This window comes from Pseudomonas sp. MF4836 (assembly GCF_002018875.1).
GTDB lineage: Bacteria > Pseudomonadota > Gammaproteobacteria > Pseudomonadales > Pseudomonadaceae > Aquipseudomonas.
The window spans coordinates 132,614-148,184 of sequence record NZ_MVOL01000002.1 but is presented as its reverse complement, the minus strand read 5'-3'; the positions used below and the strand labels follow the sequence as shown (position 1 = coordinate 148,184).

Annotated in this window: 16 protein-coding genes; 11 read left to right on the top strand and 5 right to left on the bottom strand. The window is 63.2% G+C overall.

Annotated elements, in window-relative coordinates; translation table 11 throughout:
* Window positions 1–71: 71 nt before the first annotated feature.
* The 3 genes from MF4836_RS04065 to MF4836_RS04055 form a co-directional block, all read right to left on the bottom strand.
* Window positions 72–473, bottom strand: a complete 402-nt coding sequence (locus tag MF4836_RS04065) for a type II toxin-antitoxin system HicB family antitoxin (RefSeq protein ID WP_043230523.1) — start codon at window positions 471–473, stop codon at window positions 72–74.
* Window positions 474–502: 29 nt separating this feature from the next.
* A complete protein-coding gene (locus tag MF4836_RS04060; protein ID WP_078469269.1) occupies window positions 503–685 on the bottom strand; it encodes a type II toxin-antitoxin system HicA family toxin in 183 nt (60 codons plus the stop codon).
* 106 nt (window positions 686–791) lie between these two features.
* Window positions 792–1,682 (bottom strand): LysR family transcriptional regulator, encoded by an 891-nt coding sequence (locus MF4836_RS04055; RefSeq protein ID WP_078469268.1) that lies wholly within the window; start codon window positions 1,680–1,682, stop codon window positions 792–794.
* A 132-nt stretch (window positions 1,683–1,814) separates the two neighbouring features.
* Here MF4836_RS04055 and MF4836_RS04050 point away from each other — a divergent pair, with 132 nt between their 5' ends.
* Both MF4836_RS04050 and MF4836_RS04045 read left to right on the top strand, forming a co-directional pair.
* Complete coding sequence (locus MF4836_RS04050) at window positions 1,815–2,555, top strand: SDR family oxidoreductase (RefSeq protein WP_078469267.1); 741 nt, start codon at window positions 1,815–1,817, stop codon at window positions 2,553–2,555.
* A 95-nt stretch (window positions 2,556–2,650) separates the two neighbouring features.
* On the top strand, window positions 2,651–2,908 hold the full coding sequence (locus MF4836_RS04045) for a hypothetical protein (RefSeq protein ID WP_078469266.1): 258 nt from the start codon (window positions 2,651–2,653) through the stop codon (window positions 2,906–2,908).
* Window positions 2,909–2,950: 42 nt separating this feature from the next.
* Here the strand turns inward: MF4836_RS04045 and betT are convergent, their stop codons facing one another.
* Window positions 2,951–4,915: a choline transporter BetT gene (gene betT, locus MF4836_RS04040; RefSeq protein ID WP_020299791.1), complete on the bottom strand. Its 1,965-nt coding sequence runs from the start codon at window positions 4,913–4,915 to the stop codon at window positions 2,951–2,953.
* 409 nt (window positions 4,916–5,324) lie between these two features.
* Window positions 5,325–6,251, bottom strand: a complete 927-nt coding sequence (epsC, locus tag MF4836_RS04035) for a serine O-acetyltransferase EpsC (RefSeq protein WP_020299790.1) — start codon at window positions 6,249–6,251, stop codon at window positions 5,325–5,327.
* Between the two features lie 191 nt (window positions 6,252–6,442).
* On the opposite strand from epsC, the gene MF4836_RS04030 reads away from it, so the two are divergent.
* The 9 genes from MF4836_RS04030 (at window position 6,443) to MF4836_RS03990 (ending at window position 15,571) form a co-directional block, all read left to right on the top strand.
* Window positions 6,443–7,438 carry a D-cysteine desulfhydrase gene (locus MF4836_RS04030; protein WP_078469264.1) on the top strand — a complete coding sequence of 332 codons (996 nt, stop codon included), beginning with the start codon at window positions 6,443–6,445 and terminating at the stop codon, window positions 7,436–7,438.
* 273 nt (window positions 7,439–7,711) lie between these two features.
* Window positions 7,712–8,509 carry a cystine ABC transporter substrate-binding protein gene (tcyJ, locus tag MF4836_RS04025; protein ID WP_043230463.1) on the top strand — a complete coding sequence of 266 codons (798 nt, stop codon included), beginning with the start codon at window positions 7,712–7,714 and terminating at the stop codon, window positions 8,507–8,509.
* Window positions 8,509–9,174, top strand: coding sequence for a cystine ABC transporter permease (tcyL, locus tag MF4836_RS04020; protein ID WP_020299787.1), 666 nt, complete (start codon window positions 8,509–8,511; stop codon window positions 9,172–9,174). The genes tcyJ and tcyL overlap by 1 nt, the downstream gene beginning before the upstream one ends.
* 4 nt (window positions 9,175–9,178) lie before the next feature.
* Window positions 9,179–9,931: an L-cystine ABC transporter ATP-binding protein TcyN gene (tcyN, locus tag MF4836_RS04015; RefSeq protein ID WP_078469263.1), complete on the top strand. Its 753-nt coding sequence runs from the start codon at window positions 9,179–9,181 to the stop codon at window positions 9,929–9,931.
* 55 nt (window positions 9,932–9,986) lie between these two features.
* Window positions 9,987–10,367, top strand: coding sequence for a DUF2750 domain-containing protein (locus MF4836_RS04010; protein WP_078469262.1), 381 nt, complete (start codon window positions 9,987–9,989; stop codon window positions 10,365–10,367).
* Window positions 10,368–10,741: 374 nt separating this feature from the next.
* Window positions 10,742–11,983: an SfnB family sulfur acquisition oxidoreductase gene (locus MF4836_RS04005; RefSeq protein WP_078469261.1), complete on the top strand. Its 1,242-nt coding sequence runs from the start codon at window positions 10,742–10,744 to the stop codon at window positions 11,981–11,983.
* Window positions 11,984–12,006: 23 nt separating this feature from the next.
* Window positions 12,007–13,200, top strand: coding sequence for an SfnB family sulfur acquisition oxidoreductase (locus MF4836_RS04000; RefSeq protein ID WP_078469260.1), 1,194 nt, complete (start codon window positions 12,007–12,009; stop codon window positions 13,198–13,200).
* Window positions 13,200–14,555 carry an LLM class flavin-dependent oxidoreductase gene (locus MF4836_RS03995; RefSeq protein ID WP_078469259.1) on the top strand — a complete coding sequence of 452 codons (1,356 nt, stop codon included), beginning with the start codon at window positions 13,200–13,202 and terminating at the stop codon, window positions 14,553–14,555. Before MF4836_RS04000 ends, MF4836_RS03995 begins: the two co-directional genes overlap by 1 nt.
* A 206-nt stretch (window positions 14,556–14,761) precedes the next feature.
* Window positions 14,762–15,571, top strand: a complete 810-nt coding sequence (locus MF4836_RS03990) for a MetQ/NlpA family ABC transporter substrate-binding protein (RefSeq protein ID WP_078469258.1) — start codon at window positions 14,762–14,764, stop codon at window positions 15,569–15,571.

Here is a 15,571-nt window from a genome sequence, read left to right as displayed (position 1 = left end):
GTACACCTGACACTTGAACGGCGATCTGGAGGGCCAGCGCAGCCTCGCGCGCTCGGCAGCGGGTACGGCGGCTACAGGGCGAGCTCGCGCAGGGCGGCGGCGGCGAGGAAGCCCGAGCGCGAGCGGTAGCGCTGGTCGCGCTTTACGGTCTGGTCGATGCGCTCCAGCAGTTGCTCGGGCAAGGTGGCGTTGAAGCGCACCGACTTGCCGAAATAGGGCGCCACATCAAACTCCACCACGCCCCATACGCCGCCCGCGTAGTCGGGGTTGTGCAGGTGGTCGTCAATTTCATGCACCTGGGGCAGCGGCTCGCCATCGGCCACCAACCCCTCGTAGTGCAGGGACAGGGCCTCCTTGATGTTCTCGAACGCCAGGGACACGGTTTTCCCGGCAGAAAAACAACCCGGCACATCCGGGACTGTCACGCCGTATTCGGAGTCGGCGTCCTTGTGCAGTACGACTGGGAATTTCATGACGTTGGGCTCCTCTTGCAGGTCGCAGCTCATCTCAAGCCCGCCTGTCTCAATATGCTGTTGATCGTGCCCCTGGGCAGATCCGAATCAGGAAGCGGAACCGTCACCCGCTCCGGCCTGTACGGATGCCGGTACTGATGGTGACTGCCCTTGATTGCAACCCGATACCAACCATTGGCCTCGATCATCCTGATCATGTCGCGACTGCGCATATCCCTGCCCTTCGATACCCATCGAACAGGCACTCTAACCAACAGCCAGAGACTAATACACACTATACACATCAAGCAATCAAATTTTGCCGGGGCGGGCGTCCGTTCAATCCGCCTGGGCAAACACCTGCGCCAGCCAGTCGACAAACACCCGGACCCTGGGCGACATATGGCGATTGTGCGGGTAGAGCACTGACACCGGCATCGGCGGCGGTGGGGTCTCGACCAGGATTTCCTGCAACAGGCCCTGGGCCATCTGCTGCGCGACGCCGTAATGCGGGCACTGGATGATGCCCAGGCCGGCCACCGCCGACGCCTTGTAGACCTCGGCGCCGAATACTGAAAGCGCACCGTCGATGGCCACTTCCTGCCGTTGGCCCGCCACCATGAATTCGAACGGGAACAGCTTGGCCGTGGTGCGCGATACGTAGTTCACCGCGCGATGGTGGCTCAGATCGGCAAGGCGCTCGGGCTCGCCAAAGCGCCGCAGGTAATCGGGGCTGGCACAGGTCACCTGGCGCAAGTTGGCGACCCGCCGGCCGATCAGCGCCGAATCCCCGAGGGTGCCCGCCCGCAGCACGCAGTCCACGCCTTCGGCGATCAGGTCGACAAAACGATCGGATTCGCTGAGCGATAGCTGGATCTGCGGATAACGCGCCATGAATTGCGGCAACGCCGGAATCACAAAGTACTTGGCCAGGGTCCCGTGCAGATCGACCCGCAGCAGCCCCTTGGGCGCCACCTCGCGAAACGCCAGTTCGGCCTCCTCCAGCTCCGCCAGCAACTGCACGCAACGCCGGTAGTAGGCCTCACCATCCAGGGTCGGGCGCACCCGGCGCGTGCTGCGTTCCAGCAACCGCGTCCCGAGCCAGGCCTCGAACTGGTTGAGGGTGTGGGTCAGGGTCGCCCGCGGCAGGTTCAGGTCCGCGGCGGCTAGAGTGAAACTGCTGCGCTCGTAGATGCGCACAAAAACCTTCATCGCCTTGACCTGATCCATCAGCACCTCCAGAGCTTCGATTGTTGGCGATTATTGAACAGTCAAGGCAACTTCGCTGCATTTATCGATCCGGGCAACCATGTGAATCTGCTGCCACACCCACATCCACCTTGAGCCACAGGAACCTGAACCATGACCACTGAACAACGCAAAGTAGCCATCGTCACCGGCGCCTCCCGCGGTATCGGCGCGGTGATCGCCCGGCAGTTGGCGAGCCAGGGTTTGGCCGTCGCGATCAATTACGCCAACAGCGCCGACGAAGCCTCAAGGCTGGTGGTGGAGCTGCGCCAGGCCGGGCACCAGGCCATCGCGATCAAGGCCGACGTGGCCAATGGCGAGGACGTGCGTCGGCTGTTCGATGAGACGGAAGCCAAGCTGGGCAAGGTCGATGTACTGATCAACAACGCCGGCATCCTCAAGGTCCTGCCCCTGGCGCAACACAGCGACGAGCTGTTCGAGCAGACCTTCGCCATCAACACCCGGGGCACTTTCAATACCCTGCGCGAAGCCGCCACGCGCCTGAATGACGGCGGCCGCATCGTCAATTTTTCCAGCAGCACGGTCGGTCTCAACCTGCCGGGCTATGCGGTGTACATCGCCAGCAAGGCCGCGGTGGAATCCCTGACCCAGGTGTTCGCCAAGGAACTGCGCGGGCGCAACATCACGGTCAACGCCGTGGCGCCGGGGCCGGTGGCGACCGAGCTGTTCCTGCAGGGCAAGAGCGAGGAGCAGATTCAGGCCTTCGCCAAGATGCCGCCTCTGGAACGCCTCGGTCAGCCGGAAGACATCGCCCAGGTCATTGCCTTCCTGGTGAGCCCGGCGGCGGATTGGGTGAACGGGCAGATTTTGCGCACCAACGGCGGGCTGGTTTGAGGTCGAGCGCGGCGCTGGGGCCTATGCTCGTTGAAGGGTGCGCCACGGCCGCCCTGTCACTGGCCAGCCGGTTTTCCCATAGGGCGGTATCCATCATGCACACCACCATCGTCATCACCTTCGGCCTGCTTCTGCTGGCGCTGATGCTGTTTATCGGCAACAAGATCGGTATCAACCGCCAGGCCCTGACCTACGGCTTCGTCGGCCTGTGGCTGGCGCTGACGGTGATCAACGGGGCGGTGGGTGTGGTCACCGCCAACCAGCCCCTGCGCTCGGAACTGGTGGTCGGCAGCCTGGTGTTCGTGGTGCCGGTGGTGGCCTTGGCCCTGTATCTGCTGTCGACCCGGCCCTGAAGCCGTGCCGGGGAGCCTGTGCCCCCGCCACGGCGCTCCCGATCAACGCACCAGGTGCAGGAACTGCATATGGCGTTCGTACTGGTCGAGGATGTCGTTGATGATCTGCTCTTTGGTGTAGCCCATCAGGTCGTAATCCTGGCTGCCCTCGCTCAGGTGCACCTCGGCCCGGTAATAGCGGCGGTTGCGCAGCTCTTTCGGGCCCATGCCGCCACGGGCAAAGGACGGCGTGAAGTAGCCGCGCATCTGCACCTGGTAGATGAACGGATGCTGGTCGCCGTGGCCGATTTCGAGGCTGACGTTGTCGTTGGCCGGGTCGGGCTGGGTCACCACATTCAGGCCCTTCTCGACGAACACCGCACTCACCTCTTCGATCGCCGGGCGCACCGTCTGGTCGAGGAAGCGGTACACCTCGTCACGCGATGGAAAGTGCACCGCCTGGCTCAGGCGCTGGCGCCAGCCACCCTTGCCCCGACGCGACGAGGCCGCCACCGGTGCCAGGGAATGCAACTGGGCGATGCGCTTCTGCGATTCGAGGTAGAAGGCCTTGTGCAGCCCCCACATCATCAACAACAGAATCAGCGAGAACGGCAACGAGGTCAGCACCACCGCTGACTTGAGCGAATCGATGCTGCCGGCGAACAACAGCGCGCTGGTCACCAGCGCGGTCATCGCGCCCCAGAACACCCGCAGCCACTTCGGCCCGTCTTCATCGGCACTGCCGCCCTTGGCCGACAGGGTCGAGAGCACCACGGTGCCGGAGTCGGCCGAGGTGACGAAGAACACAAAGCTGATAAACACCGTGACCGCGATCACGGTCTTGCCCCAGGGGTAGGTTTCCAGCAGCAGGTAGAGGGTCATCGACGGGTTGTCGAGCGCGCTCATGCCCAGGGCGCTCATGCCGTGGTTGAGCACCTGGTCGATGGCGCTGTTGCCGAAGATCGACATCCAGGCCAGGGTGAAACCCAGGGGAATCAGCAGCACGCCGAAGACGAACTCACGGATGGTGCGGCCACGTGAAATCCGTGCGATGAACAAGCCCACGAATGGCGACCATGCAATCCACCAGGCCCAGTAGAACACCGTCCAGCCACCCAGCCAGTCGCTGGGTTTGTCGTAGGCGTAGACGTCGAAACTCTTGGTCGGCAGCGCGCCGAGGTAGTCGCCGATGTTCTGGATCAAGGTGTTGAGCAGGTGCTGGGTCGGCCCGGCGAACAACACGAACAGCAGCAGCGCCACCGCCAACAGCATGTTGATGTCGGACATCACCCGCACGCCCTTGTCGACCCCGGCCACCGCGACCAGGATCGCCGCGCCCATCATCAGGGTGATCAGGCCGACCTGGATCCACTGGGTATGAGCGATGCCGAACAGGTAATCCAGCCCGGAGTTGAGGTGCAGCACGCCAAAGCCCATGTCGGCGCCCAGGCCGAACACCGTGGCGATGATGCCGAAGCCATCCACCGCATAGCCGATGGGGCCGTTGATGCGCTTGCCGATCAGCGGGTACAGCGCCGAACGCAGGGCCAGCGGCAGGTTATGCCGGTAGGCGAAGTACGCCAGGGCCATGCCGACAAAGGCGAACACGCCCCAGCCGTGCAGGCCCCAGTGCAGGAACAGCAACTGCATGGCCTGGCGCGCGGCGTCGGCGGTGCCGGCCTCGCCCTGGGGCGGTTGCAGCATGTGGGTCAGGGGTTCGGAGACGCAGAAGAAGAACAGGGTGATGCTGATCCCGGCGGCGAACAGCATGCCGGCCCAGGACAGGTAACTGAATTCGGGTTCGTCGTGGTCGGCACCGAGCTTGATCTTGCCGTAGCCGGACAAGGCGGTGACCACCACGAAGACCAGATACAGGGTCATCGCCAGCATGTAGTACCAGCCGACCGTGTTGGCCGCCCAGTTTTGCGCTGCCAGGAGCCAGGCGCCGGCCTGTTGCGGCAGGGTGATGACCACCAGGCCGAAGATCAGGATAAAGCTCGCCGCGAAGTAGAACACCGGCGGATTCATGCGAATTTGACTGTTGACGGGAGTAGGCGACGCACTCATGAAAGGTGCACCTCAAACGGGTTGGACGTGGCTGAAATAAACGGACTCAGCAAAGGCAAGCCTCCTGTTGTGAGCGGGCAGCGAACTACCGATTTAACTTGAACGAGCGTTCAAGTTAAACATGGATGGGGGTTCGAGGACTAATCGCAAGGCTCAGCGGTACCTTCAGTACGCTAGCTCAAGGAAGGGTATGACGTAGGCGTGACGGGATCGTTCCGCAGAAAAATCATTGTCGACCGTGGCCGCTGCCGCTGGGCCGCGAGAGCGCCGAGGGGTGTCAGGTGGGCGCAAGGTGTTGCACAGGGCCAGCGCAGCCTCGTGGGCTCGGCAGCGGCTACAGGGCTGCGCGTGGCGTCAGGTGGGCGCAGTGTTACTTTTGCGTCCCATCGTCATGCTGCAGATTGGCCTGGGTCAGGTTGCAGCCGGCCGGCACGCTGCGGGTCAGCCAGACGTTGCCGCCGATGGTCGAACCCTGGCCGATGGTGATGCGCCCCAGAATCGTCGCGCCGGCGTAGATCACCACATCGTCCTCGACGATCGGGTGCCGGGGATGGCCCTTCTGCAACTGCCCGTCCTCGTCCGCCGGGAAGCGTTTGGCGCCCAGGGTCACAGCCTGATAAATCCGCACCCGCTCGCCGATGATCGCGGTTTCACCGATCACCACGCCGGTCCCGTGGTCGATAAAGAAACTGCGGCCGATCTGCGCCCCCGGGTGAATATCGATACCGGTCGCCGAGTGGGCAATTTCCGAGCTGATCCGCGCCAGCAGCGGCAACCCGGCGCGGTACAGGTGGTGCGCCAGGCGATGGTGAATCACCGCCAGAATCCCCGGGTAGCACAGCAGCACTTCATCCACGCTGCGCGCCGCGGGGTCGCCGTGGTAGGCCGCCAGCACGTCGGTATCGAGCAGCACCCGCAGGCCCGGCAGGGCCAGGGCGAAGTCCTGGATGATGCGGATGGCCTTGGCCTCGACGTCCTCGGCCTGCTCACCGCCATGGCGGGTCGCGTAGCGCAGTTCGAGGCGAGTCTGGGCCAGCAGCGCATTGAGGGCGGCGTCCAGGGTGTGGCCGACGTAGAAGTCTTCGCTTTCCTCGCGCAGGTCTACCGGGCCCAGGCGCATGGGGAACAAGGCACCGCACAAGGCTTCGAGAATCTCGGCCATGGCCGCTCGGGACGGCAGTTCCCGGCCGCCCTGTTCGCCACTGACACGACCATTGCGGGTACGCCACTGGTCGCGGGCATCACGCAGTTGGCCGACGATGGTCTGCAGTTGCCAATGGCTGGATCGCTCGCTCACGCTCAACACTCCTCACTCAGGTAGCCGGACAGTCTGGCTACGGAAACGGCATCCACTTTACGGTATGGGCCGCAGGCAAAATTAAGAACTAATTGTGCGGGCCTTAGCACTTTTTGACATATGCGATTGACGGTTGCCCGGGCAAATATCGCTGCCTATAGTCCCCGCATCCCATCAGCCCGTGCGCCCCCATGATCAAACAACAGCTAGCCCGCTTCGACCGACTCGACCTGCTTGGCCACGCCACCGCCCTGGAAAAACTCGAACGCCTGTCCACCTGGCTCGGGCGCGATATCTACGTCAAACGCGACGACACCACGCCGCTGGCCATGGGCGGCAATAAATTGCGCAAGCTCGAATACCTGGCGGCGGATGCCTCGGCGGCGGGCGCCGACACCCTGATTACCGCCGGGGCCATCCAGTCCAACCACGTGCGCCAGACCGCCGCCCTGGCGGCCAAGCTGGGCCTGGGTTGCGTCGCCCTGCTGGAAAACCCCATCGGCACCGAAGACAGCCATTACCTGCACAGCGGCAACCGCCTGCTGCTGGACCTGTTCGACGCCAAGGTCGAGTTGGTGGACAACCTGGACCACGCCGACGAGCAATTGCAGGCCCTGGCCGAGCGCCTGCGCAGCAATGGCAAGAAGCCCTATCTGGTGCCGATTGGCGGTTCCAACGCTCTCGGCGCCCTGGGTTATGTGCGTGCGGGCCTGGAGCTGGCCGAGCAGATCAAGGACAGCGGCCTGGAATTCGCCGCCGTGGTCCTGGCTTCGGGCAGCGCCGGCACCCACAGCGGCCTGGCCCTGGCGTTGAGCGAGGCGTTGCCACAGTTGCCGGTGATCGGAGTGACCGTGTCGCGCACCGATGAAGCCCAACGGCCAAAGGTCCAGGGCCTGGCCGAACGCACTGCCCAATTGCTGGGCGTCGAGCTGCCGGCGAGTTTCAAGGTGGAACTGTGGGACGAATATTTCGCCCCGCGCTATGGCGAGCCGAATGCCGGCACCCTGGCCGCGGTGAAATTGCTGGCCAGCCAGGAGGGCCTGCTGCTGGACCCGGTCTACACCGGCAAAGCCATGGCCGGCCTGCTCGACGGGGTCGGCCGCCAGCGTTTCAATGACGGCCCGATCATCTTCCTCCACACCGGCGGCGCCCCAGCCCTATTCGCTTACACCGGCGCCTTCGCCTGAGCTTCCGTAGCCGCTGTAGCCGCTGCCGAGCCCGCTCGGCAGCGGCTACAGTTTGCGAGGTGAGTACACAACTCAACCAACCAAACCAAAAGGAATAACAAACTAAATTTATATTATTTTTAAACCTATAAAACGCGCTTTATAGTCGCGCCGCAGGCTCATTTGCCGCGAGACGCGCAGGCTGCATTTAAGGCAGGATGAGCGCTCGTCACGTTCCTCGATTGACCTGCATCTCCCACCCGCATTGCGCATAAGAAACCACAGGGGCTTGTCATGAATTTTTCTGCACTACGTCGAAATCTGCTTATTGGCACACTGGGTCTGGCCATCGGCGCCGGAATGCTGGGGCAGGCGGTTGCCGGTGAGCAACTGCAAAAGATCAAGGACGCCGGCGTGATCAACGTCGGCCTGGAAGGCACCTACCCGCCTTTCAGTTACGTCGATGAAAACGGCAAGCTGGCCGGCTTTGAAGTGGAATTCTCCGAAGCCCTGGCGCAAAAGCTCGGGGTCAAGGTCAAGCTGCAGCCGACCAAGTGGGACGGCATCCTCGCCGCCCTGGAATCCAAGCGTCTCGACGCCGTAGTCAACCAGGTCACCATTTCCGAGGAACGCAAGAAGAAGTACGACTTCTCGGTGCCGTACACCGTCTCCGGGATCCAGGCCCTGACCCAGAAAAAAGACGAAGGCAAATTCAAGACCGCCGCCGACCTGGGTGGCCACAAGGTCGGTGTCGGCCTGGGCACCAACTACGAGCAATGGCTCAAGGACAACGTACCGACCGCGATCATCAAGACCTATGACGATGATCCGACCAAGTACCAGGACCTGCGCGTAGGCCGCATCGAAGCGATCCTGGTGGACCGCCTGGCCGCCTTCGAACTGATCAAGAAAACCAATGACACCCTGGCCGTCTCCGGCGCTCCGTTCTCCCGTCAGGAAGCCGGTATCGCCCTGCGCAAAGGCGAACCCGAACTGCTGGCCGCAGTGAACAAGGCCATCGAGGAACTGCGCGCCGATGGCACGCTGAAAAAACTCTCGGAAAAATACTTCAACGCTGACGTCACTCAATAATGGAAGCAGGCCTTCAACTGGCGCTGGATTCGGCGCCCTTTCTGCTCAAGGGCGCCTACTACACGGTCATTCTCAGCCTGGGCGGCATGTTTTTCGGCTTGCTGCTGGGCTTCGGCCTGGCGCTGATGCGCCTGTCGCGCTTCAAGCTGCTGAGCTGGACCGCCAGGGTCTATGTGTCGTTCTTTCGCGGCACGCCGCTGCTGGTGCAACTGTTCGTGATCTATTACGGCTTGCCGCAATTGGGCATCGAACTGGACCCACTGCCGGCGGCACTGATCGGCTTCTCGCTGAACATGGCCGCCTACGCCTGTGAAATCCTGCGGGCCGCCATCAGCTCCATCGAGCGCGGCCAATGGGAAGCCGCCGCCAGCATCGGCATGACCCGCGCGCAGACCCTGCGCCGGGCGATCCTGCCCCAAGCCATGCGCACCGCGCTGCCGCCCCTGGGCAACAGTTTTATTTCACTGGTCAAGGACACGGCCCTGGCCGCCACCATCCAGGTGCCAGAACTGTTCCGCCAGGCGCAGCTGATTACCGCCCGGACCTTCGAAATTTTCACCATGTATCTTGCCGCCGCCCTGATCTACTGGATTCTTGCCAGCGCCCTGGCGCACCTGCAGAACCGGTTGGAAGCGCGGGTCAATCGGCATGACCAGGAGTCTTGAACCCATGATCGTGGTTGAAAAACTGACCAAGCAATTCAAGGGTCAGACTGTGCTCAATGGCATCGACCTGACCGTCGCCGCCGGCGAAGTGGTCGCCATCATCGGCCCCAGCGGCTCGGGCAAGACCACCTTCCTGCGCTGCCTGAATTTTCTCGAAGAACCCAGCAGCGGCCGGATCAAGGTCGGCGATATCGAAATCGACGGCAGCCGGCCCCTGAGCCAGCAACAGGGCCTGGTGCGCAAATTGCGCCAGCAGGTGGGTTTCGTGTTCCAGAACTTCAACCTGTTTCCCCATCGCACCGCGCTGGAGAACGTGATCGAAGGCCCGCTGGTGGTGAAAAAAACACCGCGCCACCTGGCCGAAGCCCTGGGCCGTCGGCTGCTGCTCAAGGTCGGCCTGGCGGGCAAGGAAGACGCCTACCCCCGGCGCCTGTCCGGTGGTCAGCAACAGCGCGTGGCGATTGCCCGGGCACTGGCCATGGAGCCGGAAGTGATCCTCTTCGACGAGCCCACTTCAGCCCTGGACCCGGAACTGGTGGGCGAGGTGCTGGCGACCATCCGCAGCCTGGCTGAAGAAAAACGCACCATGGTCATCGTCACCCACGAGATGAGCTTCGCCCGCGACGTGGCCAACCGGGTGATCTTCTTCGACAAGGGCGTGATCGTCGAACAGGGCGACGCCAAGGAGCTGTTCGCCCACCCCAAGGAAGAACGCACTCAGCAGTTTCTGAGCAAGTTTCTCAACCCCGGCACATGAAGCTTCGAACTTCTACAGCCGACTACCCGCTCCCATTCCAGACCATGGATGCCTGATGCTGGCCCCGCAGAAAATCCACAACCTGCTCCGGCTCTCACCCCAGGCCCGGTGCGACTACCTGATTCGCAAGGTGGCGGATTTCCAGGTCATCTGGGGGCTGTTCGCGGACGGCTGGGCCACTGCGGGCTCTGCCCAGGCCAGCGCCATACCATTCTGGCCGGAGGCGGACTTCGCCGCCTTGTGCGCCCATGGCCCATGGCAGGGCTTCCAACCCAAGCCCATTGAACTGACCCATTTCCTCTCCCACTGGCTGCCCGGCATGCAGCGCGACGCCACGCTTTGCCTGGTGTTTGCAGATGCGCACGGGCAAGGCCTGTTGCTGCCCCCCGAATCGCTGCTGCAATCGCTCACCGACGAGTTGGATCAGTACCAGTAACGCCTGGGACGCCGCCTGAACGTCCACCGCTGATCGCCTGCCATCGGGTGTTTTCACCCCCCGCCCGTCCTCTTCGCTGCCGACGAAAAATGCTCGCCGGCGGCAGCCACACGCCGCGCCAGCCCGCAGCCGCTGGGCCGCAACCTGTCATCCTGCCGTATACGTAAACCCCTTCTATGTATATTCCTAAAAGTTAGTTTATTTAATTTTTATACACGCATAGGGTATATGCACCGGACCACCGGACATTCTTTGATTCTGATTTCGCCGCACGACCGCGGCATATCCATGAGATGTGAGGTAGGTATGGTCCGGAACACAATCACCCCAGTGCAGATCGCCAGGGCATTGCGTGCAGCCAAGGAGTGGCGCTGATGTCCAATCTGGCCGATGCAAAAGTCCAGAGCGATCTGGATATCGCCCCCCTGTTGCTGCCCGCACAGGTCTTGCTCAACGACGCCCAAGCCCTGCAAGCCGCTCATGAACTGGCCGCTGCCGCGCGCCAGCAGGCCGCGCAGCGCGATCGCCAGCGCAAGCTGCCCTGGGCGCAGATCGAGCAATTCACCCGCAGCGGCCTGGGCAGTATTGCCATCCCCCGCGAATACGGTGGCCCGCAGGTTTCATTCGTGACCCTGGCCGAGGTCTTCGCCATTGTTTCCGCCGCCGACCCGGCCCTGGGGCAGATCCCGCAAAACCAGTTCGGCGTGCTCAACCTGGTCCTGGCCAGCGCCACCGAACGGCAGAAAAAACACCTGTTCCAGAGCGTGCTCGAAGGCTGGCGCATCGGCAATGCCGGCCCCGAGCGCGGCACCAAAAATACCCTGGAACTCAAGGCACGCATCACCGCCGATGGTGACGGCTACGTGATCAACGGCCAGAAGTTCTACTCCACCGGCGCGCTGTTCGCGCACTGGGTAGCGGTCAAGGCCCTCAACGATGACGGCAAGCAAGTGCTGGCGTTCGTGCGTCGCGGCACCCCGGGCCTGCGCATCGTCGACGATTGGTCGGGCTTCGGCCAGCGCACCACCGCCAGCGGCACCATCCTGCTCAACAACGTGCGGGTTGACGCCGACCTGGTGGTGGACAACTGGCGGATCAACGAGGTGCCCAATATCCAGGGCGCGGTGTCGCAACTGATCCAGGCCGCCATCGACGCCGGCATTGCCCGGGCGGCGATCGACGACGCCATCAGTTTTGTCCGTGAACGAGCGCGGCCCTGGGTCGACGCCAACGTCGAGCGCGCCAGCGATGACCTGTATGTAATCGCCGATATCGGCAAGCTGAAAATCGAACTGCACGCCGCCGAGGCCCTGTTGCGCAAGGCCGGCCGGGTGCTGGACCAGGTCAACGCGGCGCCGATCACCGCCGAGTCCGCAGCCCGCGCCTCGATTGCCGTGGCCGAAGCCAAAGTGCTGACCACCGAAATCTCGTTGCAGGCCAGCGAGAAGCTGTTCGAACTGGCCGGCAGCCGCGCCACCCTCGCCGAATTCAACCTCGACCGCCACTGGCGCAACGCGCGAGTACACACCCTGCACGACCCGGTGCGCTGGAAATACCACGCCGTAGGCGCTTATCACCTGAACGGCACGTTGCCTGCTCGCCATTCCTGGATCTGACAACCAGACCACTGGAGAAGTACATGACTCTTTCCCAACACGTCGCGGTCATAACCAGCGATGAGCAAGCCCTGATTGTCGCCAGCGACCTGGCCGAAGATTTCAAACGCGACAGCGCCCTGCGCGATCGCGAACGTCGCCTGCCGCACCCGGAACTGGAAGTGTTTTCCCGCTCGGGCCTGTGGGGCATCAGCGTGCCCAAGGAGTACGGCGGTGCCGGCGTATCCAATGTCACCCTGGCCAAGGTCACCGCGCTGATCGCCCAGGCGGATGCCTCCCTCGGGCAGATCCCGCAAAACCATTTTTACGCCCTGGAGGTGCTGCGGGTTAATGGCAGCCCCGAGCAGAAACAACGGCTGTACGCCGAAGTCCTGGCCGGCCGCCGCTTCGGCAATGCCCTGGCGGAACTGGGGACCAAGACCGCCCACGACCGCACCACGGCCCTGACCCGTGACGGCGATGGCTACCGCATCAATGGCCGCAAGTTCTACGCCACCGGCGCCATCTACGCCCAGCGCATCCCGACCTCGGTGGTGGATGAACAGGGTGTGCAGCAATTGGCCTTCGTCCAGCGTGACAGCCAGGGCCTGAGCGTGATCGATGACTGGTCAGGCTTTGGCCAGCGCACCACCGGCAGCGGCTCGGTGCTGTTTGAAAACGTCTACGTCGCCGCCCAGGACGTGGTCCCGTTCCAGAGCGCCTTCGAGCGCCCGACCACGGTCGGCCCGCTGGCGCAGATCCTCCACGCCGCCATCGACACCGGCATCGCCCGCGCCGCTTATGAGGACGCGCTGCATTTCGTGCGGACCAAGACCCGGCCGTGGATCGACGCCACCAGCGACAAGGCCACCGAAGACCCGCTGACCCTCAAGAGTTTCGGCCACCTGAGCATCCGCCTGCACGCCACCGAGGCGCTGCTGGAACGCTCAGGGGAGTTCCTCGACCTGGCCCAGGCCCAGACCAACGCCGAGACCGTGGCCGCCGCCTCGATCGCGGTCGCCGAAGCCCGCGCCCTGAGCACCGAAATTTCCCTGGCCGCCGGCAGCACCCTGTTCGAGCTGGCCGGCAGCCAGGCAACCCTGGCCGAGCACGGCCTTGACCGTCACTGGCGCAACGCCCGGGTGCACACCCTGCACGACCCGGTGCGCTGGAAGTACCACGCCGTGGGCAATTACTACCTGAATGAAACGAACCCGCCACTGCGGGGGACGATCTGATGGGGGCGAAGAAAAAGATCCTGCTCAATGCTTTCAACATGAACTGCATCGGGCATATCAACCACGGTCTGTGGACTCACCCACGGGACAACTCGACCCAATACAAAACCCTCGCCTACTGGACCGAACTGGCCCAGTTGCTGGAGCGCGGGCTGTTCGACGGACTGTTTATCGCCGACATCGTCGGCGTGTACGACGTCTATCAGAACTCAGTGGACGTCACGCTGAAAGAGTCGATCCAGCTGCCGGTCAATGACCCGCTGCTGCTGGTTTCGGCCATGGCCGCCGTGACGAAAAACCTCGGTTTCGGCCTGACCGCCAACCTCACCTACGAGCCGCCGTATCTGTTCGCCCGGCGCATGTCGACCCTTGACCACCTGAGCAGCGGCCGGGTCGGCTGGAACATCGTCACCGGCTACCTGGACAGCGCGGCCAAGGCCATGGGCCTGTCGGAACAGGTGGAACACGACCGGCGCTACGACCAGGCCGATGAGTACCTGGAGGTGCTGTACAAACTCTGGGAAGGCAGCTGGGAAGACGACGCGGTGCTCAACGACCCGGTGCAGCGGATCTACGCCCAGCCGGACAAAGTGCACAAGGTCGAGCACAAGGGCGAGTTCTATCAGGTCGAGGGTTATCACCTCTGCGAGCCTTCGCCCCAGCGGACCCCGGTGCTGTTCCAGGCCGGCAGTTCGGACCGTGGGTTGCTGTTCGCCGGACGTCATGCCGAGTGCGTCTTCATCAGCGGCCAGAACAAGCCGTCGACCAAGGCCCAGGTGGACAAGGTCCGCGCCAGCGCCGTGGCCGCCGGGCGCAATCCCGAGGACATCAAGCTGTTCATGGGCCTCAACGTGATTGTCGGCGAGACCGAGGAAGCCGCCTGGGCCAAGCACGCCGAGTACCGCAGCCACGCCAGCGCCGAAGCCGGTGTCGCGCACTTCTCGGCTTCGACCGGCATCGACTTCGCCCAGTATGAAATCGACGAGCCGATCCAGTACGTGAAGAGCAACGCCATCCAGTCGGCCACCAAGAACCTGCAGAACAACGACTGGACCCGACGCAAATTGCTCGACCAGCACGCCCTCGGCGGGCGCTACATCACCGTGGTCGGCTCGGCGCAGCAAGTGGCGGATGAACTGGAATCGTGGATCGCCGAAACCGGCCTCGACGGCTTCAACCTGACCCGCATCGTGACTCCGGAAAGCTACGTCGATTTCATCGACCTGGTGATCCCGGAACTGCAACGACGCGGCTCGTACAAGACCGCCTACGACAACGGCACCTTGCGCGAAAAGCTGTTCCGCCAGGACCGCAAGCTGCCTGAACAACACACCGGCGCGGCCTACCGCCACTGAGGCCCTTGTGGCGAGGGAGCTTGCTCCCGCTGGGTCGCGTAGCGGCCCCAAATCCGGGCGACGCAGTTTCTCCAGGAATACCGAGTCATCAGGGTTTGGGCTTGTTTCGCAAGCCTGCGGGAGCACGCTCCCTCGCCACAGACAGCGGTCTTCGCTGCGTCCACAAAAATTGCTCAACTCATTCGTATTGACTGGACATAACCACCATGAAAAGCAAACTCCTGAGCCACCCAGTCAAAGCACTGGTCCTCGCCCTCGGACTCTTCAGCGGCGCCGTGTTTGCCGCCGACAAACCCCTCAAGGTCGGCACCACCGCGGCCTTTGCCATCCCCCTGGAAGCCGCCGTTGAAGAGGCTGGCAAACAGGGCCTGAAAGTCGAGCTGGTGGAGTTCACCGACTGGATCGCGCCCAACGTCAGCCTCGCGGCCGGCGACATCGATGTGAACTACTTCCAGCACATCCCGTTCCTGGAAAACGCCAAGGCCGCCGCCGGTTTTGACCTGGTGCCCTTCGCCCCGGGGATCATCAACAACGTCGGCCTGTACTCGAAGAAATACAAAAGCTTCGACGAACTGCCCGAAGGCGCCAGCGTCGCCATCGCCAACGACCCGATCAACAGCGGGCGCGGCCTGCAACTGCTGGCCAAGGCCGGTTTGATCACCCTCAAGCCGGGCGTGGGCTACAAGGCCACCGAAGACGACATCATCGCCAACCCGAAAAAGATCAAGATCCTCCAGGTCGAGGCCGTGCAACTGGTACGCGCCTATGACGATGCCGATCTGGTCCAGGGCTACCCGGCGTACATCCGCCTGGCCAAGACCTTCGATGCCGGCTCCGCCCTGCTGTTCGACGGCCTGGACCACAAGGAGTACGTGATCCAGTTCGTGATCCAGCCCAAGAGCAAGACCGACCCGCGGCTGATCAAGTTCGTCGATATCTACCAGCATTCGCCGGCTGTGCGCGCCGCCCTGGATAAAGCCCACGGCAAGCTCTACCAAGCCGGCTGGGAAGGCTGA

Bases quoted from the DNA above. Each gene is read 5' to 3' on its own strand.
- MF4836_RS04065 (WP_043230523.1), bottom strand. From the start codon at position 473: ATGAAATTCCCAGTCGTACTGCACAAGGACGCCGACTCCGAATACGGC.
- MF4836_RS04060 (WP_078469269.1), bottom strand. From the start codon at position 685: ATGCGCAGTCGCGACATGATCAGGATGATCGAGGCCAATGGTTGGTAT.
- MF4836_RS04055 (WP_078469268.1), bottom strand. From the start codon at position 1,682: ATGGATCAGGTCAAGGCGATGAAGGTTTTTGTGCGCATCTACGAGCGC.
- MF4836_RS04050 (WP_078469267.1), top strand. From the start codon at position 1,815: ATGACCACTGAACAACGCAAAGTAGCCATCGTCACCGGCGCCTCCCGC.
- MF4836_RS04045 (WP_078469266.1), top strand. From the start codon at position 2,651: ATGCACACCACCATCGTCATCACCTTCGGCCTGCTTCTGCTGGCGCTG.
- betT (WP_020299791.1), bottom strand. From the start codon at position 4,915: ATGAATCCGCCGGTGTTCTACTTCGCGGCGAGCTTTATCCTGATCTTC.
- MF4836_RS04030 (WP_078469264.1), top strand. From the start codon at position 6,443: ATGATCAAACAACAGCTAGCCCGCTTCGACCGACTCGACCTGCTTGGC.
- tcyJ (WP_043230463.1), top strand. From the start codon at position 7,712: ATGAATTTTTCTGCACTACGTCGAAATCTGCTTATTGGCACACTGGGT.
- tcyL (WP_020299787.1), top strand. From the start codon at position 8,509: ATGGAAGCAGGCCTTCAACTGGCGCTGGATTCGGCGCCCTTTCTGCTC.
- tcyN (WP_078469263.1), top strand. From the start codon at position 9,179: ATGATCGTGGTTGAAAAACTGACCAAGCAATTCAAGGGTCAGACTGTG.
- MF4836_RS04010 (WP_078469262.1), top strand. From the start codon at position 9,987: ATGCTGGCCCCGCAGAAAATCCACAACCTGCTCCGGCTCTCACCCCAG.
- MF4836_RS04005 (WP_078469261.1), top strand. From the start codon at position 10,742: ATGTCCAATCTGGCCGATGCAAAAGTCCAGAGCGATCTGGATATCGCC.
- MF4836_RS04000 (WP_078469260.1), top strand. From the start codon at position 12,007: ATGACTCTTTCCCAACACGTCGCGGTCATAACCAGCGATGAGCAAGCC.
- MF4836_RS03995 (WP_078469259.1), top strand. From the start codon at position 13,200: ATGGGGGCGAAGAAAAAGATCCTGCTCAATGCTTTCAACATGAACTGC.
- MF4836_RS03990 (WP_078469258.1), top strand. From the start codon at position 14,762: ATGAAAAGCAAACTCCTGAGCCACCCAGTCAAAGCACTGGTCCTCGCC.